This window comes from Nostoc sp. 106C, assembly GCF_002154725.1.
GTDB lineage: Bacteria > Cyanobacteriota > Cyanobacteriia > Cyanobacteriales > Nostocaceae > Aulosira.
In genome coordinates this window covers 35,461-58,569 of the sequence record NZ_MTAW01000226.1, presented here as the reverse complement: position 1 = coordinate 58,569, position 23,109 = coordinate 35,461, and the positions used below count along the sequence as shown (strand labels likewise).

18 protein-coding genes are annotated in these 23,109 nt (G+C 42.3%); 8 read left to right on the top strand and 10 right to left on the bottom strand.

The genetic code is table 11. From position 1 onward, the window contains the following. Window positions 1-270: 270 nt before the first annotated feature. The 4 genes from BV375_RS33380 to BV375_RS33365 all read right to left on the bottom strand — a co-directional run bounded on the left by BV375_RS33380 (window position 271) and on the right by BV375_RS33365 (window position 10,425). Window positions 271-3,108, bottom strand: a complete 2,838-nt coding sequence (locus BV375_RS33380; protein WP_086768569.1) for an SdrD B-like domain-containing protein — start codon at window positions 3,106-3,108, stop codon at window positions 271-273. Between the two features lie 146 nt (window positions 3,109-3,254). After that, complete coding sequence (locus BV375_RS33375; protein ID WP_243714134.1) at window positions 3,255-5,624, bottom strand: OmpA family protein; 2,370 nt, start codon at window positions 5,622-5,624, stop codon at window positions 3,255-3,257. A 74-nt stretch (window positions 5,625-5,698) separates the two neighbouring features. After that, window positions 5,699-9,502, bottom strand: coding sequence for a hypothetical protein (locus BV375_RS33370; RefSeq protein WP_243714133.1), 3,804 nt, complete (start codon window positions 9,500-9,502; stop codon window positions 5,699-5,701). Continuing rightward, window positions 9,499-10,425 (bottom strand): DUF11 domain-containing protein, encoded by a 927-nt coding sequence (locus tag BV375_RS33365; RefSeq protein WP_086768567.1) that lies wholly within the window; start codon window positions 10,423-10,425, stop codon window positions 9,499-9,501. The genes BV375_RS33370 and BV375_RS33365 overlap by 4 nt, the downstream gene beginning before the upstream one ends. A 1,310-nt stretch (window positions 10,426-11,735) precedes the next feature. Here BV375_RS33365 and BV375_RS33360 point away from each other — a divergent pair. Continuing rightward, on the top strand, window positions 11,736-12,020 hold the full coding sequence (locus tag BV375_RS33360) for a hypothetical protein (RefSeq protein WP_086768565.1): 285 nt from the start codon (window positions 11,736-11,738) through the stop codon (window positions 12,018-12,020). Window positions 12,021-12,066: 46 nt separating this feature from the next. Here the strand turns inward: BV375_RS33360 and BV375_RS33355 are convergent, their stop codons facing one another. Then, window positions 12,067-12,426 carry an S-adenosylmethionine decarboxylase gene (locus BV375_RS33355; protein ID WP_086768563.1) on the bottom strand — a complete coding sequence of 120 codons (360 nt, stop codon included), beginning with the start codon at window positions 12,424-12,426 and terminating at the stop codon, window positions 12,067-12,069. A 173-nt stretch (window positions 12,427-12,599) separates the two neighbouring features. Between BV375_RS33355 and BV375_RS33350 the strand changes: the two genes are divergently transcribed. Continuing rightward, window positions 12,600-13,415 (top strand): DUF1838 domain-containing protein, encoded by an 816-nt coding sequence (locus BV375_RS33350; protein ID WP_086768561.1) that lies wholly within the window; start codon window positions 12,600-12,602, stop codon window positions 13,413-13,415. 300 nt (window positions 13,416-13,715) lie between these two features. After that, window positions 13,716-13,976: a hypothetical protein gene (locus tag BV375_RS36375; RefSeq protein WP_134075983.1), complete on the top strand. Its 261-nt coding sequence runs from the start codon at window positions 13,716-13,718 to the stop codon at window positions 13,974-13,976. A gap of 10 nt (window positions 13,977-13,986) precedes the next feature. Here the strand turns inward: BV375_RS36375 and BV375_RS33345 are convergent, their stop codons facing one another. The 5 genes from BV375_RS33345 to BV375_RS33325 all read right to left on the bottom strand — a co-directional run bounded on the left by BV375_RS33345 (window position 13,987) and on the right by BV375_RS33325 (window position 17,162). Next, window positions 13,987-14,775, bottom strand: coding sequence for an SDR family oxidoreductase (locus BV375_RS33345; protein ID WP_086768559.1), 789 nt, complete (start codon window positions 14,773-14,775; stop codon window positions 13,987-13,989). Between the two features lie 101 nt (window positions 14,776-14,876). After that, entirely contained in the window at window positions 14,877-15,659 is a 783-nt protein-coding gene (locus BV375_RS33340) for a class II aldolase/adducin family protein (RefSeq protein WP_279432990.1), read from the bottom strand. Window positions 15,660-15,819: 160 nt separating this feature from the next. Next, complete coding sequence (locus tag BV375_RS33335; protein ID WP_086768555.1) at window positions 15,820-16,038, bottom strand: RRXRR domain-containing protein; 219 nt, start codon at window positions 16,036-16,038, stop codon at window positions 15,820-15,822. Window positions 16,039-16,553: 515 nt separating this feature from the next. Beyond that, on the bottom strand, window positions 16,554-16,886 hold the full coding sequence (locus tag BV375_RS39075; RefSeq protein ID WP_339376858.1) for a pentapeptide repeat-containing protein: 333 nt from the start codon (window positions 16,884-16,886) through the stop codon (window positions 16,554-16,556). Window positions 16,887-16,925: 39 nt separating this feature from the next. Then, complete coding sequence (locus BV375_RS33325; protein ID WP_086768553.1) at window positions 16,926-17,162, bottom strand: hypothetical protein; 237 nt, start codon at window positions 17,160-17,162, stop codon at window positions 16,926-16,928. 307 nt (window positions 17,163-17,469) lie between these two features. On the opposite strand from BV375_RS33325, the gene BV375_RS33320 reads away from it, so the two are divergent. The 5 genes from BV375_RS33320 (at window position 17,470) to BV375_RS33300 (ending at window position 23,097) form a co-directional block, all read left to right on the top strand. Continuing rightward, entirely contained in the window at window positions 17,470-17,664 is a 195-nt protein-coding gene (locus BV375_RS33320; protein ID WP_086768551.1) for a hypothetical protein, read from the top strand. 338 nt (window positions 17,665-18,002) lie between these two features. Next, window positions 18,003-19,862 carry an NAD(P)H-quinone oxidoreductase subunit F gene (locus tag BV375_RS33315; RefSeq protein ID WP_086768548.1) on the top strand — a complete coding sequence of 620 codons (1,860 nt, stop codon included), beginning with the start codon at window positions 18,003-18,005 and terminating at the stop codon, window positions 19,860-19,862. A gap of 166 nt (window positions 19,863-20,028) precedes the next feature. Then, complete coding sequence (locus BV375_RS33310; RefSeq protein ID WP_086768546.1) at window positions 20,029-20,748, top strand: carbonic anhydrase; 720 nt, start codon at window positions 20,029-20,031, stop codon at window positions 20,746-20,748. 95 nt (window positions 20,749-20,843) lie between these two features. Further along, window positions 20,844-22,343 (top strand): NADH-quinone oxidoreductase subunit M, encoded by a 1,500-nt coding sequence (locus BV375_RS33305; protein WP_086768544.1) that lies wholly within the window; start codon window positions 20,844-20,846, stop codon window positions 22,341-22,343. Between the two features lie 160 nt (window positions 22,344-22,503). Then, the gene (locus BV375_RS33300; RefSeq protein ID WP_086768542.1) at window positions 22,504-23,097 is read left to right on the top strand and encodes a CDP-alcohol phosphatidyltransferase family protein; all 594 of its coding nucleotides are present in this window, start codon (window positions 22,504-22,506) and stop codon (window positions 23,095-23,097) included. The last annotated feature ends 12 nt before the right edge of the window (window positions 23,098-23,109 follow it).

Genomic DNA, 23,109 nt, shown 5'->3' with positions numbered 1-23,109 from the left:
TATCTTCTCAAATTTTTGTCCTGCATAGCTTAGAGTTGCCTTGTCACCCTCTAAGAGCTTAGAGTTGCCTTGTCACCCTCTAAGGTCTACTTCAGTAGACTTGGACTATTAGCCTGAGAATTCATTCTCAGGCGGATGGCAAAGCTAAGACAGAGGCTATTTTTAGCTTAAGTTGACACCAATGAGCATTGCTAAACCCGGAAGCGCGTATTTATATCCTTATTAAGGTGAAATGATATCAGTGGTAAAAACAACTGACAGCTAACAGTACTAATCGATTTTGACACGGAAGCTAACAGACCCAGATTGACCGCTAGGAACATTACCTAGCTTGACAATTACTGTACCGTTAGGATTGTTGCGATTTTCACACACATTACTTTCAGGAACCTGTTCTAAAGATGTTAGGGGTGAGAAAAATCTTCCGCGATCCGCACCAGAACCACCGCCATTCACAGCAATACTATTGGGTACATAAGTTGTTCCCGCAGGAATCAAGTCACAGACATTAAGATTCTCCAGTAATTGGCCAGCGCGGAAATAAACTGTGTACTCTACTTCATCACCGCTTTCCACAGGTGTCTGAAGCTCATATTGACCAAGAGGAGCGGGTCTTAGGATATTATCATTTTGATCGTTAGGGTCATCTACAAAGGTATTGTATGGAGTCCGCTGACCATTTATTCTGGCGATCGCAGTAATTCGTTTGACTAACTGCAAACTAGTTCCGGTAGTGCTGGCGTTACCAGGTGCGAAACCAAAGTCAACATTAATATTGTCTGGATTGGCAGAAGTTAAATTTGCTGAGGCGGTTGTTGAAGTTGTTGGTGTAAAGTTTTGGGGTGAGGTAACATCTACAGTATAGTTACCCAGCGGCAAGCCTGTAAAAATATAGTTACCGTTGTTATTGCTCGTAGTAGTATCAACTATCTGACCATTGGCATTTCTGAGAGTCAGGTTGACATTGGGAATTCCTGTTTCGCCTGAGTCTTGTCTGCCATTACTATTGTTGTCGTTGAAGATCAAGTCACCAATAGAACCGCCAGTGGGTCGCCGCAACCCAAAGTCAACGTTAGTCAGTGATTGACCTGGTTGCAGATTTACATTTACTTGAGAACTACCAGTGGTAATTTGCGGAAAGTTGAAGGGAGGGTTGACTGTGACTCTGTAGTTACCTCCTGGTAGATTAGTAAAATTGTAGATACCGTTGCCATTGGTGGTAGTTGTTTGGGTAGTATCATCGCCAGTTCCCAATATGCCATCATTTCCAGGAAGAGTCAGGGTAATAGGAACATTAGGAATTCCCGATTCGCCTGAGTCTTGTATACCGTTGCCATTTGTATCGTTGAATACGGTATCACCGATAGAACCGCGATCGCCAGTAAAGGCGTTGGGACGAAAACCAAAGTCGGCACTATCTAATCTTTGACTAGGTAAGAGGTTAATGTTGAAGGGGTTGATACCAGTGGTCAGAATATTACCTTGAGGCGGATTGGCACTTACTTGGTAATTACCTGGTGCCAAATTAGGGAAGCTGTATTTACCATTACCATCGGTGGTAGCAGTTCGCGTAGTACCATTTGGCAGTGTTAATGTAACTGCAACGTTCGAGATACCTGGTTCATTATTGTCTTGTGTACCATTACCATTGGTATCGCTGAAAACGGTATCGCCAATCGACCCATCAGTAGGCGGACGAAAACCAAAATCAACGGTATCGATATTTTGATTGGCAGCGAGGTTGACAGCGCCAGGTTGTAGAGTCGGAGTAAAGCCAGCAGGCGGATTGGTAACTGCTACTGTGTAATTGCCAGCCGGGACATTAATAAATCTGTAGACACCGTTGGTATCAGTTTTAGTAGTGGTAATTACGTTTCCATTGGTATCTCTAAGTACAAGATTGAGGTTAGCAATTCCTGGTTCTCCAGGTTCAGCAACGCCGTTACCGTTAGTATCGCTAAATACAAAATCTCCAATCGAACCCGTACCTTGTGCCTGTGGAGTAAAACCAAAATCAGCTTGATCGTAATTTTGTCCAGAAGCTAAAGCAATGGGATTGGGCTGGGTGAGAGTGGGTGTAAAGCCATTAGGTGGTTTAGAGACGGCAACTGTATATTGACCCGCAGCTAAATTAGGAAAGCTGTATTTACCATTATTATCAGTAGTTGTAGTGCCAACTACGTTACCGTTGCGATCTTTGACATTGAGTTCAACACCACTAATTCCATTTTCACCAGGGTCTTGGCGATTGTTGGCGTTGGTGTCATTGAAGACAGTATCGCCTATTGTACCCGGAAGTACACATATACTAATTTTATTTAGACCCACAGTTTCATCTTGTCTGGGTTCACCAAATTCTCTTCCGGCTTCGTAGAGTACCCGAATTTGGTTGATAGCACCAGAGGGTGTAATCTCAACGTTGGCATCGCTAGTATTCGGGAAAGCATTTTCTCTAATTCCTTCTGCAAGGACGCTGTTACCGTTATTAGTTACTCTAGTATTTGGACCGATCGCTCTACCAGTTAAGGGAACAGATGCAGTTCCATTAGATGCTGTGACTGTAATCCGATCTTGAAATATTCTCTGAATTTGCGATGGAGGATCGAAATCTCGTGCACCATCTCGGTCAACATCCATAAAAAGTAGCGGAGTTGCCAAGGTGACTGGTTGAGAGAAGGTAATGATGAGTGTGGAATTACCTTGTGTTGGGTTTTTGCCCAAACCGATATTCCAACGCAGATGCGATCCTAAGATTCCGCCGTAGATATCTGTAGGTGAGGGTGTATCAATTCTTGTTACTTGATTATCAGAGTTAACATTGAAATTTTGGGTGTCAGTGACTGTTCCCAGAGGTGCAGGGTTATCGATAAACTGAAAAGTAGCTCTAACACCGCTAGCCGTTAGGTTTTGAGTTAAAAATTCTGCAAGATTAGTGGTAGGACTCCACTCAAAAGTTGCAGGTTGTGTACCACCTGGACAGCTATTTGCTTGGGCTAACACCTTTTTACTGGAAAGACCGCCTACAAGAGGAACCTGAGGCACAGTAAACAGTAGTGTCAGGAATGTACCTCTTAAGGGTTTAACTAAATTTTTCAATAAAGGTTTCATTTCTGGCTTCCTAAACAAGATGTAGATTTTTGACCAAAAAATATAGTGAGATAAGGTTTTTAAAGGTAGGTTTTGTAGATTTTGGGTTTTGATGGAGGCGTAAAGCAGAAATTTGCAGGGGAAATTCTGATTCCCCTACCCAGTTCCTACCTTCTGCTTCTATCTGGTTCTAATTGCAGGTCTTGTTCTTGGCCTTCAATGATGATGTCAATCCCTCTAACATCTTTGTAGATGATTTCGGCACGGCGATCGCGTGCGTAATCTAGGCGGCTACTACCTTCACTGACTCTTTGACTTTCACCCAAGGTACGGATGGTCATCCGTTCTGGGGGAATACCTTGGCGTAATAAGTAATTTCTCGTAGCTAAGGCTCTTCTTCTACCCAAAGCTAAGTTATAATCATCACTAGCGCGAGGATCAGTGTGACCTTGAATTTCGATGATGATCAGGGGATTCTGCTTTAATACTTGCGCCACGCGATCAAGGACGATCGCACTTGCAGGGCTAATAAAAGATTTATCTAAAGCAAAGTGAACATTTCTTGGTGCCCGTATCCGCAGAGGAGTGGGTGGTATTACCGTCGGTGGTGTTGGCGGTTGGGGTGGCGCTGGTCTGGAAGTACATTGAGGAATGGGGTTTTGTTTACCTGCGGGTGGAAGACTAGGTGTAGCGCCTCTGGGGCCAATAAAGGCAGCGATCGCAGGTTCGGAGGTGCCGTATTTTGGATCTGTGGCGATCGCACTGACTATATCCCCCGCCCGTAGATTTGCAACTGTGATACTAAAATTCCCCTTTTCGTCTACAGGTATGTTAGCTAATGGCTGGCTAAGTGCCCCGTAACCTGGTTGATAAAGTGCTTGCTTACCTTGTTGATAATCTCCTAAACGATAAATAGTCACCTCAGAACCAGGATCGGCTTTACCTTGTAAGGTGACACTATTACCACTAGGTAAAAATTCTCGTGTTTTAAATTCTGGGGCATTAATTGCACCGTTACCTGTATCGAGGCGGCGATTGCCAGAATTGCGTTTAGGATTTGGCCCGTCTCCCCTTTGCCAATCACTTACGTCTAAATCTCTTTGGGCATTCAGGTCAATACTCAAACCTTCTAATGCCGCAAACGAGTTATTTTGAATAATATTGCGATCGCTTTGGGGAAAAGCTGTTACCACTACCCCAGGTCCAGTTTGATAGGAAATTTCATTACCTGTCACTTGATGATCGCTGCCCATCAAGTAAACAGCTGCTCGCCGCAAACGTCTGCCATTATAAGTGATGCGGTTATTACGGATTTCTAAATCACCTTGTGGTTTAAATAAATACACTCCGGCGCCATCATTGGCACAAATTAAGTTACTAGTAATTTGGGATTTGCTCACCACACCTTCTATCCGTAAGGCATCAGGCATCCCAGCAATTCCATTACCGACAATAATATTTTCTTGAATTAAGGTATTTTCTGCTCGCACCGAGGTAATAATAGCGCTGCCATCATGGTAGTAAATTCGGTTGCGACGAATTGTTGCTCCTTGAGAATTAAATACGTAAACTCCGAAAGCTGATGTTTTTTCTGGGACTGACTCAGCAGTAGTCAGCCCTAACCAGTTATTCTCGATGACCACGTTTTTTGGTGGCACATCCTTGTCATAGAAGGGAAAATTGCTGTTAGGAGGTTGTTGTTGGCTGGTATCAGGAGGCGGTAGACGGTGGGCAATAACAATATCCCCAGGTGGCGTAGTCAAAGTTACGGGTTTGGGAACACCATCGTAAACTAAAAGATTTCCTAATTGCTGCTTAATTGGGCTGGCATTGAATCCGTAAAGGCTCAAACCGCGAATCGTCACACCATCGGCGACGACAGTTAAACCGCGAAATATTTCTTTGTCAGGTGCAGGTGCGATCGCTACTACAGGAATTGGAATAGCAATTTCTGCTGTGGCTGAAGTTGAAGCGTTATATCCAGGCTGAGTAGCGCCATCTATAACTAGTCCTGGACTTGCTAGATCTGGCAGTTGTGACTGTAAAACAATGGTGGTTGCGTTTGTAGGTAGACTAAACTCAATCCGTGAACCACCAGTTAGAGGTTGCACTAGCGCTTTTTCTGCACTGCTAAGTTGAGCAACTGATAACGTACCATTTACCAGCTGGATGGCTTCGCGTAAAGTCAACTGGTCATCAGGTTGAACATTACCATCTTGGTTGCTGTTAACGACTACCCGTAGAGAAGTGGGAAAAGGAAGTTGTGGTGATGGCGTAAGTGTTTGGCTGAGTGCGACTTCGGAAGTTAAGAGGCAGAAGATCAGAGGAGAAACGAACCGCAGAGGGCGCAAAGGACACGGAGAAAAAAGAGTTTGAGAGAGATTTTGCGTTGATGCTGAGATAGTATTTTTTTGAGTTTGGGAGCTGACGCAGAAGAAGTTGTTTCTAAATAAGCTGGATTTTGTCTGTTTTTCTTTGTCATCTTTGAGTTTCCACCAAGGGAAATCTTGTAGCCATCGGACTTTCAAACTGGACATCACTCACTCCTATACACCTTGAACCTGGGCTGCTACTTCATTGCTTGTGGCTGATATCGAACCACAGATAAATATCAGTATTTATCTGTGTTCATCTGTGGTTCCTTTTTGATGCGGATTTTTGCTAGAAGTTTAGAAATTTCACTGTTTGATGTATCTGGCTTAACCGCTTGTTGCTGTGATTGCTTGAGAGAATTAATCAGCTCACTCTTAGACGCATTGGGCTGTACCTGGGCTGTCGGTTGTACTTCCGATTCTTGCTCCTGTTTAGGTACGGGTTTTTGTAATCCAAAGCCGCCTAAAAGTTCGTTCAGCTTCAAACTGATGTTTAGATAAATACCGCCTTCAGAACGGTAGCCAGTAAAATCTCGGTCATCAACGCTGCCAAAGCTGTAGCCTAAACCCACTCGCAAATCGGGAGTTAAGTAATATCCAGACTCTAAAGCTACGCCGAATTCGTTGTAGTTGCCGCCGCTATTGGAGGTTTGTCCAATCCAGCGTCCTTCCACTGCTAAATCGGTACGATAACCCAGTCTGTAAGTTGCGCGTAGCTGGGCCAAGTTGACATCAGCATCGTAGCGATCGCCATCAAAGAAGGTAACACCATTACGGAGGGCGTATTTACCATAAAACTCCCATCGCCAGTCAGGAGCATAGATAGCTTCTGCGGAGAAGATATGTCCTGTAGCTGTACTACCTGTTAATTGTGTTTCGGGAATGGAGTCATAGTTTTGCCGCCACTCATACTTCAGTAAGGCGTTGAATTTATCGCTACTCGGATCGCGGTAAGCTAAACCGAGTTTTAAGTTGGCGGTGTCGCCCAATTCTTGGAATCTGATTCCGTCTGTAATCACTCCTACAGTAGAGGGAAGAAAGACGTTAGCTTCACCTGCTTGTTGATAGCGAACTAATGCTGTTAAAGCTGGTGAGAGTTTCCCCGCAGCAGCAGCAGAAATTACCAGATTGTTGCCTTCATCCCCATCACGATACTCAAACCTCGTGCTGGCTTGGAATTGGGGATTATCGGTGTACTCTAGCCCCACACTATAGACGGAACCGGAAAATAGGCCCAACGAGGAAGCTGTTTGACCAACTGCATAGTATTGACCGAATTGAGAACCAGCAGCCGTGCCATTAAAGATGTTCTTGAATATATATTCGTAACCAACGTTAACCCGTAATCCTGGCGCAACGGCCCAGCGATGATTCAGTCCGACAGCACCTTGTCCTTGCAATCCGTTGAATGCTGATAACACTGAATAGCGACCGATCAAACTGGTATTGTCTGACAACTTGCGATCGAGGATCGTGTCTAGGGTAGTGATCGAGTTACCAGGAAGTAAGCTGCTGTCATCGTAGAATTGGTGAGCTAATCGCAGTGTTACTCCTGGATAGGCTTTCCAATCTAATCCTAAAGTTGTGCGGTTGGGATATAAGGGGTCGCTATTTCCCAAATTCAGTTCATTTTGCCCTTGAAAGGTTAAAGACTGTGTTAACGGAACTTTGAGACGAGAGACTAACTGATCGGCATCGCCACTAAATCGATTGCTGATCCGGTCTTCCCGAGAACGATTAACATACTCTAAACTCACATCCGCAACTCCCAGTCTTTGCAATATCCCAGCGCGGAAGGTTTTGAGCGTGTTGTTGACTGTTTCTCCCGGACGGGCTTGGGGCTGCGGATCAAATAAGTCAAAAAAGCCCAACAAGCTATTTAGACCAGCAGCAGCAGTACCATAATTTTCTTCAAAGTCGTAGGCAACATTAAAGCTGGTGGTGTCAGTTAATTTAGCGAGAACTGATGCCCCGTAGCGTGTTTGGCCTGGTGTAAAGCTAAAGGTGGAGTTATTGGTGAAGTTAGGTTCTACTGCTCGGTAGTAGGCTTGTCCTAATAAACTATCGCCGAGTTTGCCAAAGGCTTCTAAGCGGTAAGCAGAACCATTGAAATCTTGACCATTGACGAGGTTGCCATTAGAACGAGCATATTCCCCGACAATCTTACCGACATTGCCTAAAGATACTAAAAAATCTGTGCCAAACAGTTGAAAATCTTGGCTACCTTGGTCTTCTTGGAGGAAACTTGCACCGATAAAAGATTTGTTTTCCAAATCTTGGGAAATATTATATTGCAGCCGTCCACCGTAGAGTTTGGAATCTTGTCCGCCTTCGTTTTGGTAGGTGATGACAATACGTCTGACTAAGGTAGCCCCAAAAGGATTGAGTTCTGTAGCTAGGATGGGACGGCGAAATAGAAGTGTGCCGCGATCGTAATCAATTTCGTAATCTGGGCCACGGAACAACTGTTGACGCTCAATTACTGTACCGGGGCGATTAATTTCTTCTGCTTCTAAATAAACGGTTTCACTTCCCGGAACTAACAGCCGCTTGGAGAGGAAGTAATTCCCACTCAAACCGTTGGGGACGATAGTATCTCGTTGGAAGCCCTCAATATTGTTAGCGTACAAGCCAGTGATTTGGAGAGGGCCGAAGTTGTAGTTAGCTTTAAAACCGTGCAGCTGACGGGAGGTTGCTGTATAGAGTTGGGAAGCTCTAGCAAATTCTTGGGTGCTGTAGTCCCCCCACATTACATAGTCTGGATCTGCTCCCACTATTGAGGAACTGCGCTCGAAGCGAGCATAGAAACTATCAATAGAGGGTGTGGTGGATGTAAATGTGGAACTATCGCCGTAGACAGGATATTGCTGTTCGCAGAACTGAATTCCCCCAAATAGGCGGTTTCTGCCTTCGCAGTCTTGGTTAATTGGGCGTTCGCTGTTAAATGCACCTGTAAATAACCAATCTCCAACTTTACCTGTGGCGAAGACTGCGGCTGTCAAATCTACTTGGGTTCCCCCTAGTTTGTCAGGATTGAGAAAGTCTCGAAAACTTCCCCAATAATCAGTGCCACCAGGCCCAATGCGTAAATTGACTATCCCTGTTGCGAGTGAAGGACGTAGATAGGTGGTGAATTCTACTTGAGTGTAGGTTTCAATGGGTGCTTCGCCAACCCTATCCAACAGTGAAATATCTGTTTGTTGGGGAAATGATAAATCTCCGGGTTTTAGTTGGGGCGATAGCGAAGCGCTGCCGCCTACGGCAGATCGCGTTTTTATTTTCTCTACTGCTGCTCGAATCTTTACTTGTTGGGGTTTGATATCTGATTGCAGAGTTGCAGTAAATTCTCCACCTATGGCACGTACCTGAAATCCGCCTTGGTCTTTATCTTGATCTGCTCCGACAAATTTCCCGGCACTGCTGGTTAAAGTTACCATCAAATCCTCAGGAAGCAGTTGACCCTTGTCGTCGGTAATTTGCCCTTGCAGCTTGATTGTTGAGCGTCCATCGGCTTGGACTCGGGGATCGCCTACTGGTGTAATTTCAATTCGTACTTTACTGTTGGCATTCTGCGGCAGACTCGTTGGTGTTGTTGGTGGTGTCGGAATTGCTTGTGGTTGAGCAACAGGAGAGGCAGGGTTTTGCTGAAATTGGATTGCTGGATCTTGTGGAAATACCGAGCCTGGATCTGTTGTAGAAGGTGTAGTGACTGACGGCAAGGTTTGAGCGACTATCCGATCAACTTCTTTTTGCTCTTCTTCCGTGACTGCTTCTGAGGAAGCAACAGTTTGTGAATCGTTTTTATCTGTCTCTGTGGCAAAGGCTTGGTTGCTAGTTGCGGTTGCCTTCATTCCAAAAAAAGCAGGTGCGATGAATGCCAAAAAAGCCAGTAATATAACTTTTTTTCCCTTGCTTTGCAGAGCCAAGCGCAAAATAGATAATTGTTGCGTTTGGAAATTACCCCCGTGCGGGAGGTTGCATCTTCTTTGGGAAAGACTACCCAAATCTTTGCTAAATATTACCTCTAGCTTTATATTGTTCATCGCTTACCCCCTGAGAAAGCAGGCGTAACCCCAAAATTGACCCGTGCCAGACTACTCGGTGCTAATTTCACCATGCGTGACTGGCTATTTCTTTCGATGAAGTAGTTGTTAGGTGCCAGCGCATAGCCTGGTAAGCTAGTCAGATCCAGCGTTGCTGACCGATAACCCGATATAACATTTGCCAAAGAAAATAATCCATTGGCATCAGTGACGATGCGATTGCCATCATCCATATAAATCACGGCGTTTGGCACTCCAGGTTCGTTTGGTTGCTGTTCGCCGTCAAAGTTTTTATCAACAAATACCCGCCCGATTAGAGTGCCACAATCAGATACAATCCCTGGTCGAATCCGCAAAAGATGGCTGGATTGGTTACTTGTCAATGTACCTGCTTGAGCTTGCGCCAAGTTTCTGCCAGTTCCCCGAACCGCATCTGGTGTCACCTCAACCGCATACGCTACATTCAAGGTTTGATTTGGTTGTAATTCTGTCGCTGGGTTTAGTGAAATTGTCACCGCCCGATTGGCACTAGAATTAGCAGTTACGGAAACTGATGTATTTCCTATAGAACTTTTCAGTGATTTGGAAATAAATCGCAATCCCAAGGGAAGCCTATCTGTAACTGTAAGATTCCTTGCTGGCGATCTTCCTGTATTTCTAATAGCAAGGCGATAAATTACTGTATCACCTGGTTCTGCGGCAGATCTATCGCCTGTTTTGATAATTTCTAAAGCAGCTTGAGAAGCCGTTAATCTCACCTCATTTGAGCTGCGTCTTGGGAGACTATTTGCACCCGCACCAGCAGTATTTCTGATAACAGATACTTGAGCAAAAACTGGGATGCTTGCATAAGCAAGTATACCCAAGGAAAAAAAAGTACAAAAGAGGCCCTTATGCCTCAACCATGAGAAGGTAGATGTCATTGGAAGGCATCAAGCAACAACAAAGGTTTTTCTGAAATTTAAGCTTTTTTAATTAAACAAAGTTTATTTTTTTGATATTTAAATCTCTCAAAATTGCAATCATAGTGTTACTGAAAACTTTATTTTTCTATGGTTTTCAAATTTTTGGAGAACACAAAGCATGATCTTAGCTAAAAAACATTAAGGCTATCTAGCCTTTTACAAAACTCTAGTTAATACTAGCCTCTTTACAAAATCTTTAATTACTTGGTCATTACAGCATCTTATCAGAATGTGAAACTTTTAAAAAAAAGATATTAATTTTATGACATTTAATTTGCTGGAAATTTTATTTCTCGATGTTCAACCTTTTTTATTAACAGCGATGATGCTTGTAAGTTTTTTTAATCAACAAATTATATAGGAAAAGATTGACACGAAATGAATGTATGCAAATTACACAATAAAAATGCATACATCATCCTAAATCTATAAAATAAACATATACCTGCCGTCTATTAGCTCTCTGATGGACAAGAGGGTAATATTGAGCACAGGCTTTTAATCACTAGCATCTGTAGCCTTCAAAGCAAGAAATAAAATTCATATTTCTTCTTGAAGACCAAAGGCTATTTGATTGCTTAGCTAAGGTTTATACCTTGTTAAGCCCATTAAAATACTCTACTACTTCTTTGTCATTAGCTTTTACTTTTTATTAGAAAATCTATTTACAAATTCAAACACACATTAGGCTGCCATGTTAACAGCAATACTAGATATAGCTAGATATAGATCTATACATCAAAATACAGAAGATGTTAGTTACTGCGATCGCAGTGGCACCAGTTATAAAACTGTCATATTTAAGTAACACAAGTAAGCATGACAATGCTTTAAGTAGAGCTAGAATATTTAATTCAGATAGCTGCTGTTTATTAGCTAGCTAGTTAACTATTACTAAAGGAACAAGTATTCTTTTTTTATAACTCTAGGAAGATAACAATTGAGGTTAAATAATGTAGTTAGGATTCAGTCAAGATTAATGCATCCAAACTAATAGAAACTTATTAACGAAACTTTATAGGTCAAACTTATCTAAGTAAGGGTAGTAGTTTTTACCCTAGCAAAAATGATAAAAGGAAGCTAAGCTGTGCAACTGACTCTGAAGAAATTTTGTGAGGAGTGGCAATCGCACTCTCAGCAGCGTTACCCTGCAAATAGAGTGACAAAGCTGATCGGATGTAAAACAGCAACAAGTTAAATTGAAAATCAAGTATCATGCAAGCTGTCTACTCTATTAGTAGAGTTACCTACACGCAGGAGAGAAAAAAATGAGAGTTTGGCTTGCTTGCTTTTTTGTATTGTTTGCCTTGGCAGAACTGTTTGACTGGGTAAAAGAATTTACTCTGCCATTACCTATTTATATTTTGGGGGGGGCTTTTTTAGCCGTTGCTTCTAACTACGACAAAATTGTGGGATCTTACTTCAATGATGGAACTATCGAGCGATCGCCTGAACCACCACAGTTAGATTTATCACCCCAAGCCTTGAATCAGATTTCTTTAAGTCCCGTAGAAAATAAGACAGAGGGCAGAGGACTGGAGGCAGAAGGGTAAATGTGGAAAATAGGAAACAGCGGAAGAACAAATGACTAGCAACCAATCAACCGCTGATATATAAATAATTCCAGCCATGCATACTGTCTGATTCGCTAATTTGGATTGTTAATATTTTGGCTAACAGCCTAGCTTTTTCTTGATTATCTTTTTGATAATTGCATATATGAATATCAATTGTGACCTTTGCTTCCTCCGGCCAAAAGTGTAATGCTACATGAGATTCTGCAAGTAAAATAACTGCTGAAACTCCCTGTGGCTGGAATGCATAAGCAAGCTCACCAATAACAGTCAATTTCGCTGTCTTGGCAGCATTTTTGACAACTCTGATAAAATCTGCTGTATCCCAATGGAAAACATTCTGTGAAGCTGGCAGAATTGCGTAAAAATGATGGGATTGAATCACCTATGCAAGTTTTTGATTCTAAATAAGAGTTTTGAGCGTAGGAAATTTTAACTTACTATGGTTACCTAGAACTAGCATAGCGATCGCAGTACTTAAACAAGCCCCCTTTTTCGGTAAGGCGAATTTATTCTCAATCTGTTTGCCATGTGATTCCCATACTAAGGATGCTGTAAATGGTTGCCCAAATTCAAGAATTGGATGCCCAGCAGTGGGTGAAAACACGTTCTTCCCTCGATTCTAGCCAATCCACCTTCCTGATTTGGACAGGGAAAATTTACGCATTTATCCCTGGGGAAAAACGAAAACTCCTATTTAAAATAGTTGGAATGAGCGTGAGTAGATGCATAGCAACAGAAGAGGGTAAGTGGGATTTTACTTCTAGAGAACTGACATACTACCTTAACCCAGAGACAGGCGAGATATTGAACAAATGGGAAAATCCTTGGACAGGCGAGACAGTTACGGTAATGCACGTAGCGAATAACCCCGTGCAGGGTGAATTTAAGGGTAAATTTCCTGCCCAAGTAGAAGGTGACAGCACAACTTTTGTTTTTGATATCTTTCCCACTTACCCTAACCCCTTAGCAGCAGACTCTAAATTTGCCGAATACAGTCCACAACAAATTTATCAGGCAGCAGAATTATTTAAACTCACCGTGCCCACCGCAGATTTAGAGAACTCAGAAATGACTTCAGTTTCGCAACTTAAACTGAGTTGGGATCGGATTGGTCAGTGGCTTCCTTGGATGAAAATGGGCGATCGCCCTGGTCAACTCATCTATAGTGCAACTGGGAGTAAGGTAAATGGTTTTACCGAGTTACCCCAGTTGCTACAAGATGAAATCAATACTCGTGTCCCTCTGTACAAAAATGCCCCAAAATCATTTCTTGATGGTGAAGATATGACTTCTTGGCTATACTTTCAACAACACTTTGATGCTTACTTAGCTGGTGAAATGTTTCCCAAGTCGGTAGCAGAGGAATTTTAGCAAGAAAGCTTGCGATCGTCCGAGAAGCACAGTTAGCCGATGTACCAGCGGAGAACCAAGCGATATAGACGTTTAGAAACCGCACGCCACTTGCTATTTGCTACCCTGCGGGAACGCCAAGGGCGAACGCCTATATAGCCCAATACAGTTCAGTTAAGAAAATTCATTGACAACAAAGTTCACAAATAATTCCTAAACAAAAAACCGAACAATTATTTTGGAGGGGGCTTGGGGGACGCAACCGTCCCCCAATCGGGGGTTTGGGGGATTCTCCCCCAAATCTTGGTTTTTGTTCGACAGATGAGAACTATTATCACCTTAACTGAACCGTATTGCTATATAGCCAAGCCACTGCGTTGGACGGGTTTCCAAGGCAGTCCGTTCGGTAGCCGGACTTGTTCGCTGTTCGGCGGAGCCTTCCCGCAGGGTCAGCGTTCCCGAAGGGTAGGAACTGCCGTCGGCTTGAAGCAAGTGGCGCGCGAATTCTATTCGCCAAGGCTTAAGTTGACACAAGTGAGTGCAGATGTGCGATCGCTTCTTCCTGCACCATCAGCCGTGTAGCTTGGCGCAATTAAAATATTCCTTGGTTGCTTCCACCATCGACTTGCAGCATAACTCCATTCACAAACGAGGCGACGGGTGAACAAAGAAATACAGCTACGTTGGCAAACTCTTCTGGTTTACCCATGCGACCAGCAGGGATATTTGCATTGATAGCTGCAATTTCTGCTTCTTTTGTTGTGCCACTTTTAGCAATGCGGGCGTTGATTAATTCTTCTACTCGCTCTGTATATGTCCAGCCTGGTAAGATGCTGTTGACACGAATGCGATCGCTACCTAGTTCTTGGCTGAGTGTTTTAGTTAAACCAATTACTGCTAAACGAATTGAATTCGACAAAACGAGATTTTGAACTGGTTGTTTGGTCGAGGTTGAAGTAATAGTGAGAATCGCCGCAGCACTAGATTGGCGTAGGTAAGGTAAGGCAGATTTTACCAAGTGAACTGCACTGAGCAAATTCAGATTGATTGCGGCTTCCCATGCTGCAACATTAATATCATCAAACGTGCCAGCAGGTGGTCCCCCAGCATTGGTAACTAGGATATCTAACCCGCCAAATTTCTCTACTGTCGTACTAATTACGCGCTCAATGTCTGCTGGTTTAGTAACATCTGCACGCACAGCCAGCACTTGTGTACCTGTTTCGCTTTCGATCTCCACAGCAGCTTTATCAACTAACTCACTGCGCGCACAAATAGCCACTTTTGTACCCTCACAGGCAAATTGCCTTGCTGTAGCTTTACCCAGCCCTTTACTCCCAGCTGTTACTAAAGCTACTTTGCCATTAAGTTGTAAATCCATAATCTTTAGTCTTCTCAGTTAATTAATAAAAATAGCGATAGGTAATATTGTTTAAGATGACTGGAACTGATTGATGAGGATTTTTAATTCTAAATTCCAAACTACTCAAGTAAATCTGGTTGTTCGCGCACAATCCTGTTATAAAGGGGCTGAAAGCAGAACCAGCCATTAAAATGCGTGCCAACTTGGGTGTGTGTTAAACGTGCGCTATCATGTTCGATGATACTGGGTCTTCCCGCAGCCTCAGCCAAAAGTTGTGCTTGGCTTGAGCGTTCTAGGTTAATAAACCACCAAGCAGCTTCATCTACTGAATGACCCACAGTGAGCATACCGTGGTTACGTAAAATTACAGCTTTACAATGACCCAAGGTTTCAGCAATATGTTTACCTGCGGATGGATCTAGTGCATCATCTGTACAGTCATGAAATACACTATGGTCTTCGTAAAAAGCACAGGAATCTTGATTGAGAGGGTCAAGTGGGCGACCTAAGCTAGACCAAGCTTTACCATAAATTGAATGGGCATAAACTGTGGCGATCGCATCGGGTCTAGCTTCATAAATTCGGGAGTGAATGGCAAAAGCTTCTCGATTTACAGGCTGATCGCCTTTAACAACATCTCCGTCCTTATTTACTAATATCAGGTTGGAAACTCGAATCTGACTAAAATCTATCCCCAGAGGGTTGATCCAAAAATGATCTGTAAACTCTGGATCGCGAGCTGTAATATGACCATCTGTACCCTCATTCAAGTCATACCGATCAAACAGGCGAATTGCCGCAGCTAGGCGTTGTTTGCGGTGCAAGCGTTCATCTTCAACGCACTCGAATACAGGAGGTTTAGGTTTATCTAATTTAGACATATTATTTTTCCTAACTCTCAAGCAACTAAATTGTCTTTTAGCAATATCTATATTCCTCAATTTGCAAAGTTATCGGCATCAATACCGATTCTCTTGCTTTTGGTGACAACAATTCTATGACCGATTGCAGCAGTCAAAAAATGTTTATTTTAAGCTGTTGTACTGTTGTGCATGAACATCTTTATCGACGCTGCACGCTACTCGTTTGATTAACATTTAGGTCAATTTTGAAGCCTAGCTGCTCCAGTCTTGAGTGGGTTAGGGGTTCCTTCAGAATGATGGTAAATGGGTATCGCCGGAATACAGCAGCTTCACCTTGTGACAACAGCTTTCTGGCATAGCTGATGTGTATTGGGTATAAAGGTTGTTTGTCAACATCAAGGATAAAAACTTTAGTCATTATGGATAAATTTAGCCTAAGCAATAGTTACAAGGTTTTTCATTGAACTAAGCAACCATAGATAGCTGTCCTGTTGCCGTTGCACTTTTGCTCGTATTGTTAAAAAATTACGTCATGAATGTAGGCGATCGCATTTTCTACGAGCTTTCATCTTCAAATCAGTATAGTATTTACTCCAATGTCGTAGTAATTTACAAGAAATTTTGCTACCTATTTTATGACTAATAACAAGGGTAGACTCAATCGGAGTACCATAACGCCACACTTGGTAAAAAATTTCTCAGTAATATCTCTAAAGCGATCGCCAATATCTTGTCTGGTATAGCCTATGAGGAATATAGCAATAGATTAATGTGATGTTAAGTTTTGTAGACTCGTAATTGCTGACCGCAAAATAACCTAGTTTGCTAAGTTTTGTTTAAATGCAGTTTTAATCGCCCTGTTCAAGCTATGGTGCTTTGCTGTTAAAACATTAACCCAGACCGAATAACTTAGAAATTAGCGGCAATAACTTATTACCAGCTTCCACCAGCGAAGCCACAGCAGGTAAGCCTGTAAATATTCCTTTCAACATTGTGATTGCAGTCTTTGCAGTCTTTTTCGTTGCATTCTCTTGGGGCTTTTTCGCTGCTTCTGCCAAAGTTAACTAATGAGATTATTACTAATAGCGCATCAATTGACCAACGACGTTGTAGTCCCGCTTTGGCATAGCTGAAGTTTGCATCTTTTAAATTAGCATTGGTGAAGTTTGCCCCTCGGATGTCGGTATAACTAAAGTTTGCACCCGCAAGGTCTTTTCCTTGGAAGTTGCGTCCTCGGAGTTTTTGCCCGGAAAAGTCTAATCCCATGTTCCAATGCACGGAGAGGAGAAAATATTACTACACGCTTCAGCCTGTATATTCAGCAATGGTGAGATATTTTTTATCATTCTGGCTTAAAGGCGCAACTTTGAGGGTAAAAGCCGCAACTTCGAGGATAAAAGGCTCATCGTTGAGTGTAAAAGGTGCAAAATTGAGGTTGCAGGGACTACCAATTTCAAAAATACCCCCAAATGACAAGCGAAAATAAAGTACAGAGGTAGGGGCATCGGCAATGCCGTGCCCTGACGATAAGTAGGTACGCAAAAATATTTATATAATTGCAATTGCGGAAAGCCCAAACCCTTGCGATTGTTTCAGTTAGCTCTTGTGGGCAGTGCCCGTATTCGTCGCCATGTATGAACTGATACTGTACTTCCGACTTCTTTAATGACCCACCGCAGTGATGTATATCAGTAAATGAGTAACTGTGGCAATGTGGATATATAGCGGTTCTCGTGTGGATGCCATACATAATCGGGCACAGCAGTGCTATGCCCCTCGAATGGTGTGTATTCTATGCAATAGAGAACGCTATCGGCACAGTATAAACATTCACTTACAGGAAAGACTAATGGAACGCTCAAAAATAATTGCCATTATTACAGGTGCGATTTCTGTGCTTTTAGCGATCGCCTACCTAATTATTGTCCAAATCCTCGACTACCGAGACATGAAACCCGCTCCCATCAGCCAAGTTAACCAACCGTCCGCAATGGTTGCTTGTAGTTATGACAATAAATTTACCCAAATGTCAACTATCATTTAGCGGATTTTTAGAGACGCAATCAGCTGCGTCTCTTGTCATTTATGTCAATTAGAAAAAATCAATGAAAACTATTGATTCTTTGCAAGATTATCCATAGATATGAAGTAATAGTTATTATTCATTAATTAAATACTTACAACATATAAGAATTAGTTAGAGTAATTATCGTTCATTTGTTTATTCTAAGTATTTCCTTTTTGGCATAGATAAAGGTAAGCTATTTTTAACAAGATTAAGCAAAAATAAAATTGAATTGCTAGTGATGGCTAGGTTAGTTGCAATCAAAGCTGTTTGATTCGTAACGCCGAAGTTTTGTTGCAAATTATAGAGGTAAGTTCATGGCTCAGTTTCTCTTAGAGACTGTTTGGCTAGTTCCGTGCTATGCCTTAATAGGTGGGCTTTTAGCCGTTCCTTGGTCACCGGGGATCATTCGTCGCACTGGCCCAAGACCGGCAGGTTATGTCAATTTAGTAATGACATTTTTGGCGTTACTGCATAGCGCGATCGCATTTTTCGCCACTTGGAATCAGCCACCAATACAAGTATTTATACCTTGGCTTTCTACGGCTGGTTTAAATCTTACCATCGCTTTAGAAATTTCTTCTATAAGCGTGGGGGCGTTGATTGTAATCACTGGTTTAAATTTTTTAGCGCAAATTTATGCTATTGGTTACATGGAAATGGATTGGGGTTGGGGACGCTTCTATTCTTTATTAGGCTTATTTGAAGCGGGATTGTGCGCCCTGGCTTTGTGTAATAACTTGTTCTTTAGTTATGTAATTCTGGAAGTTCTGACTTTAGGAACCTACTTACTAGTTGGCTTATGGTTCAGTCAGCCTTTGGTAGTTAGCGGTGCGAGAGATGCTTTCCTTACCAAACGGGTAGGTGACTTGTTTCTACTGATGGGTGTGCTGGGACTATGGCCTTTAGCCGGAACTTGGAATTATACAGAATTAGCTCAATGGGCTGCAACTGCAAATGTTGACCCGACAATGATCGCACTGGTAGGTTTAGCCTTAATTGCCGGGCCAATGGGTAAATGTGCCCAATTCCCTCTGCATTTGTGGTTGGATGAGGCGATGGAAGGCCCGGTTCCCAGTACGATTTTGCGGAACTCGGTGGTAGTTGCGAGTGGTGCCTGGGTGCTGATTAAACTGCAACCTGTATTAACTTTGTCTCCCATAGTTTCCTCCGCCATAGTAGCGATTGGTGCAGTTACAGCGATAGGCGCTTCCTTAATTGCGATCGCCCAAGTTGATATTAAACGCTGTCAATCATATTCTGTCAGCGCTTATATGGGATTGATGTTTATCGCTGTCGGAACAAAACAAGACGAAGCGGCATTATTGTTAGTACTGACTCATGCTGTATCAGCCGCATTGTTGGTCATGAGTACCGGCGGAATTATCTGGAACAGCATCACCCAAAATGTTACCCAACTGGGTGGACTATGGTCACGCCGTCCAATCTCTGCAATAGCCTTTATCATTGGGACTTTAGGGTTAATTGGATTTCCACCCCTAGGCGGCTTTTGGGCGTTGATGGATTTAACAGATGGACTTTGGGGAAATCAACCTTGGTTGGTTGGTGTAATTATAGCCGTGAACGCTTTAACCGCCGTGAGTTTAACCAGAGAATTCGGTTTAATTTTTGCTGGTAAACCCAAACAGATGAGTGAGCGATCGCCTGAAGTACACTGGCCAATGGTATTACCGATGGTGACTTTACTAGGCTTTGTCTTACATCTACCATTAGTGTTGCAAAGCTTATCATTACTACCAGAATGGGTAATCCTCAATAAAGATGTTGCGCTGTTGTTAATTTGGTCAACTATTTTTGGTTGTGGTATCACTGGCGTAATTTATTTAGGTAATATTCCTAAACCAATTCGCCTACCTTGGCAACCTTTACAAGACTTGTTTGCATACGATTTTTACACTCCAACAATTTATCGGATGACGATTATTTTCAGCGTTGCTCAACTTTCCAAATTTGCCGATATGCTTGACCGATTTGTAGTTGATGGCATTGTAAATTTGGTTGGTTTGTTCTCACTATTAACTGGTGAAGGTCTGAAATATAGTACATCTGGACAAACCCAATTTTATGCTTTCACTGTACTTTTAGGTGTTGGTGTATTAGGCATGTGGGTAACTTGGCCATTCTGGGGAGTGCAGTTTTTAAATTTGATGTTTTAGGAATTAGGGACTAAGGATTAGAGAAGAGAGATTTTTTTGGCATTGATTGATTTAAAAAATTCTCAAGACTAATAAAAATACTAGCCTCTAACCCTTAGTCTCTATACTTAGACAATTTTTCAAGGCTATTCAGAACCTGATAATTTTTGAAGTGTGAGGAAAGACAATGACAAAAAAATATCGCCAAGCAAATGTTTCACGCAGAAATTTACTCAAGTTAAGTGCAGGTGCAATTAGCGCAGGAGTATTAGCAGCCGGAGTTGGTTCAAATTTGGTTGCACCAGAAAAAGCCTCAGCACAAAACAAACAAGATCTTAGCCCCGATGAAGCACTACAAGCATTATTGGATGGAAACGATCGGTTTGTAAAAGCAAAAAGACGCAACCCTAACCAAAGCCAATCCCGTTTACGCGAAGTTGCTAAAGGTCAAAAACCCTTTGCATCAATTTTAAGTTGTGCAGATTCACGAGTTCCTTCAGAAATTATTTTCGATCAGGGACTAGGAGATTTATTTGTCTGTCGTGTAGCTGGTAATATTGCAACAACAGAGGAAATTGGTAGCCTAGAATTTGGCAGCTTAGTTCTAGGTACCAAAGTCATTATGGTAGTAGGTCATGAAAGATGTGGTGCTGTAGATGCAACTATCAAAGGTGCCTCAGTACCAGGGCAAATAGGTAGTTTATTAGTTGCAATTCAACCTGCTGTAGAAAAATCTAAAGGGCAACCTGGAGATAAATTAGAAAATGCTTGTAAAGCTAATGTTTTAGGACAAATTGAGAAGTTAAAATCATCCCCAGTTCTCTCTGCGTTAATCAAAGAAGGCAAACTGAAAATAGTTGGTAGTTATTACGATTTAGATACTGGTAAAGTCAGCTTAGTTAGTTAGGTTTTTTGTCATTGGTCATTTGTGCTTTGACTCTTGACCATTGACCGTTGATAACTTGAAAAAATGCTCCTCTTTACTAATTTACCCAAATTGCCATGTTAAGTGTTTTGATTTTGCTCCCGATTTTGGCAGCAGCTATCATAGCAGTAATACCTAAAAATCTTCCCGCCAATGGTGTACGGTTAAGTGCATTATCCTTTGCTGCCATAGCTTTACTCTGGAATATTTTTATTTTGTTCAAATTTGATATCAGCAATCCGGGAATGCAATTTCAAGAGTATCTTCCTTGGAATGAAACTCTCGGTTTAAGCTATCAATTAGGTGTTGATGGGCTTTCTATATTGATGTTGGTATTAAATAGCCTGCTTACCTGGATTGCGATTTACAGCAGCAGCAAAGACACTCAAAGACCTCGGCTTTTTTACTCGTTAATTTTATTAGTTAGTGGTGGGGTAGCTGGTGCGTTTTTAGCAGAGAATTTACTGCTATTCTTCTTGTTCTATGAACTAGAATTAATTCCCTTCTATTTACTAATTTCGATTTGGGGAGGGGAAAAACGCGGTTATGCAGGTATCAAATTCCTGATTTACACTGCTGTTTCTGGGGCGCTAATTTTAGCAACTTTCTTAGGTATGGTATGGCTAACTGGTTCTACCAGTTTCGCCTTTGATGCAGTTTCTACTCAAACTCTCTCCGCCGGAATGCAAATTATTCTTCTAGCAGGAATAGTATTAGGTTTTGGCATTAAAATTCCCTTGGTTCCCTTCCATACCTGGTTACCTGATGCTTACGTGGAAGCTTCTTCCCCAATCGCGATTCTTTTGGGTGGTGTATTAGCAAAGCTGGGAACCTATGGACTGTTAAGATTTGGCATGGGTATGTTTCCACAAGCTTGGAGTACCATTGCACCAACTTTGGCAACTTGGGGTGCTGTTAGTGCAATTTATGGGGCAGTAGTTGCGATCGCCCAAAAAGATATCAAGCGCATGGTAGCATACAGTTCCATCGGTCACATGGGTTATATCTTGTTAGCTGGTGCTGCTAGTACTTCCCTGGCGCTAGTTGGCGCTGTCGCCCAAATGTTTAGCCACGGTTTGATTCTCGCTATCTTATTCCATCTGGTGGGAGTGGTGGAAACCAAAGTTGGGACTCGTGAGTTGGATAAACTCAATGGTTTAATGAGTCCAGTTCGGGGCTTACCTTTAATTAGTGCTTTATTGGTATTAAGTGGAATGGCGAGTGCTGGTATTCCCGGTTTAACAGGTTTCGTTGCAGAATTTATCGTTTTTCAGGGTAGTTTTTCAGCGTTTCCTATCCCCACCCTTTTGTGTGTCGTCGCCAGTGGTTTAACCGCGGTTTATTTTGTCATCCTTCTCAACCGCACCTGTTTTGGTAGACTCGACAATTTAGCTTATTATCCCAAAGTTCAATGGTTTGAGAAAACACCTGCGTTAATTTTGGCAGCGTTAATCATCTTTTTGGGAGTTCAACCTACTTGGCTAGTGCGTTGGAGTGAACCAACAACTACAGCAATGGTGGCTACAATTCCGGTGTTGGACAAAACCGTTAACTCTGAAATTGCTTTGAAACCATAAATTCTCATCTTCTCTATGCCTCTGCGTGAGATTTATTTTGAAAAATGAACCACAGAGACACAAAGGAGGACACTTCCGTGCGGGGGTTCCCCCCGTTGAGGAAAGTGTCCGTGACACAGAGAAAATAAGGAGAATTACGCATTGATATGCAGGAGGAAGGATGAATCTTAAATTAATTCCCAGCGCTTTAGTACTATTTCGCTTTTTAATTTCTCCCTTCCTTCTGTGGGATGCCCTTGATGGTAAAACCAGTATTTGGTTCATTGTTGGTTTTATCGCCGCCTTTATATCTGATATTTTCGATGGCATTATTGCGCGAAGACTTGGTATCAATACTGCCGAATTAAGACAAGCTGATAGTTGGGCTGATGTTTGTCTGTTTAGTTGCATATTTGTGAGTGCTTGGCTGGTATGCCAAGATGTTTTAATTGCTTATCGAGTGCCTTTACTGACAGTTGTTTTTGCCCAGTTGGTATGGTGGATAGTGAATTTAGTTAAATATGGTAAACCTGCTAGCTATCACACCTATTCAGCTAAGTTTTGGGGAATCACTCTTTGCATTGCGATTGTTTCTTTGTTTGGCTTTAACTACGCAGGAATCGCTTTATGGCTGACTTGTATTGCTGGTTTAGTCTACAGTATCGAAGAAATAGCTATGACAATTATTCTGCCAGTGTGGACTCATGATGTTTTGAGTATTTTTCATGCCTTGAAATTACGCGAAGAATTATTAGAGAATTTTTCAGTTAAATAGACCAATCTGTAG

Excerpts from the sequence above, each read along its gene's own strand:
- BV375_RS33335 (WP_086768555.1), bottom strand. The coding sequence starts at position 16,038 with ATGACTAAAGTTTTTATCCTTGATGTTGACAAACAACCTTTATACCCA.
- BV375_RS33350 (WP_086768561.1), top strand. The coding sequence starts at position 12,600 with ATGGTTGCCCAAATTCAAGAATTGGATGCCCAGCAGTGGGTGAAAACA.
- BV375_RS33300 (WP_086768542.1), top strand. The coding sequence starts at position 22,504 with ATGAATCTTAAATTAATTCCCAGCGCTTTAGTACTATTTCGCTTTTTA.
- BV375_RS33375 (WP_243714134.1), bottom strand. The coding sequence starts at position 5,624 with ATGTCCAGTTTGAAAGTCCGATGGCTACAAGATTTCCCTTGGTGGAAA.
- BV375_RS33380 (WP_086768569.1), bottom strand. The coding sequence starts at position 3,108 with ATGAAACCTTTATTGAAAAATTTAGTTAAACCCTTAAGAGGTACATTC.
- BV375_RS33315 (WP_086768548.1), top strand. The coding sequence starts at position 18,003 with ATGGCTCAGTTTCTCTTAGAGACTGTTTGGCTAGTTCCGTGCTATGCC.
- BV375_RS39075 (WP_339376858.1), bottom strand. The coding sequence starts at position 16,886 with ATGGGATTAGACTTTTCCGGGCAAAAACTCCGAGGACGCAACTTCCAA.
- BV375_RS33305 (WP_086768544.1), top strand. The coding sequence starts at position 20,844 with ATGTTAAGTGTTTTGATTTTGCTCCCGATTTTGGCAGCAGCTATCATA.
- BV375_RS33320 (WP_086768551.1), top strand. The coding sequence starts at position 17,470 with ATGGAACGCTCAAAAATAATTGCCATTATTACAGGTGCGATTTCTGTG.
- BV375_RS36375 (WP_134075983.1), top strand. The coding sequence starts at position 13,716 with ATGAGAACTATTATCACCTTAACTGAACCGTATTGCTATATAGCCAAG.
- BV375_RS33360 (WP_086768565.1), top strand. The coding sequence starts at position 11,736 with ATGAGAGTTTGGCTTGCTTGCTTTTTTGTATTGTTTGCCTTGGCAGAA.
- BV375_RS33370 (WP_243714133.1), bottom strand. The coding sequence starts at position 9,502 with ATGAACAATATAAAGCTAGAGGTAATATTTAGCAAAGATTTGGGTAGT.
- BV375_RS33345 (WP_086768559.1), bottom strand. The coding sequence starts at position 14,775 with ATGGATTTACAACTTAATGGCAAAGTAGCTTTAGTAACAGCTGGGAGT.
- BV375_RS33365 (WP_086768567.1), bottom strand. The coding sequence starts at position 10,425 with ATGACATCTACCTTCTCATGGTTGAGGCATAAGGGCCTCTTTTGTACT.
- BV375_RS33310 (WP_086768546.1), top strand. The coding sequence starts at position 20,029 with ATGACAAAAAAATATCGCCAAGCAAATGTTTCACGCAGAAATTTACTC.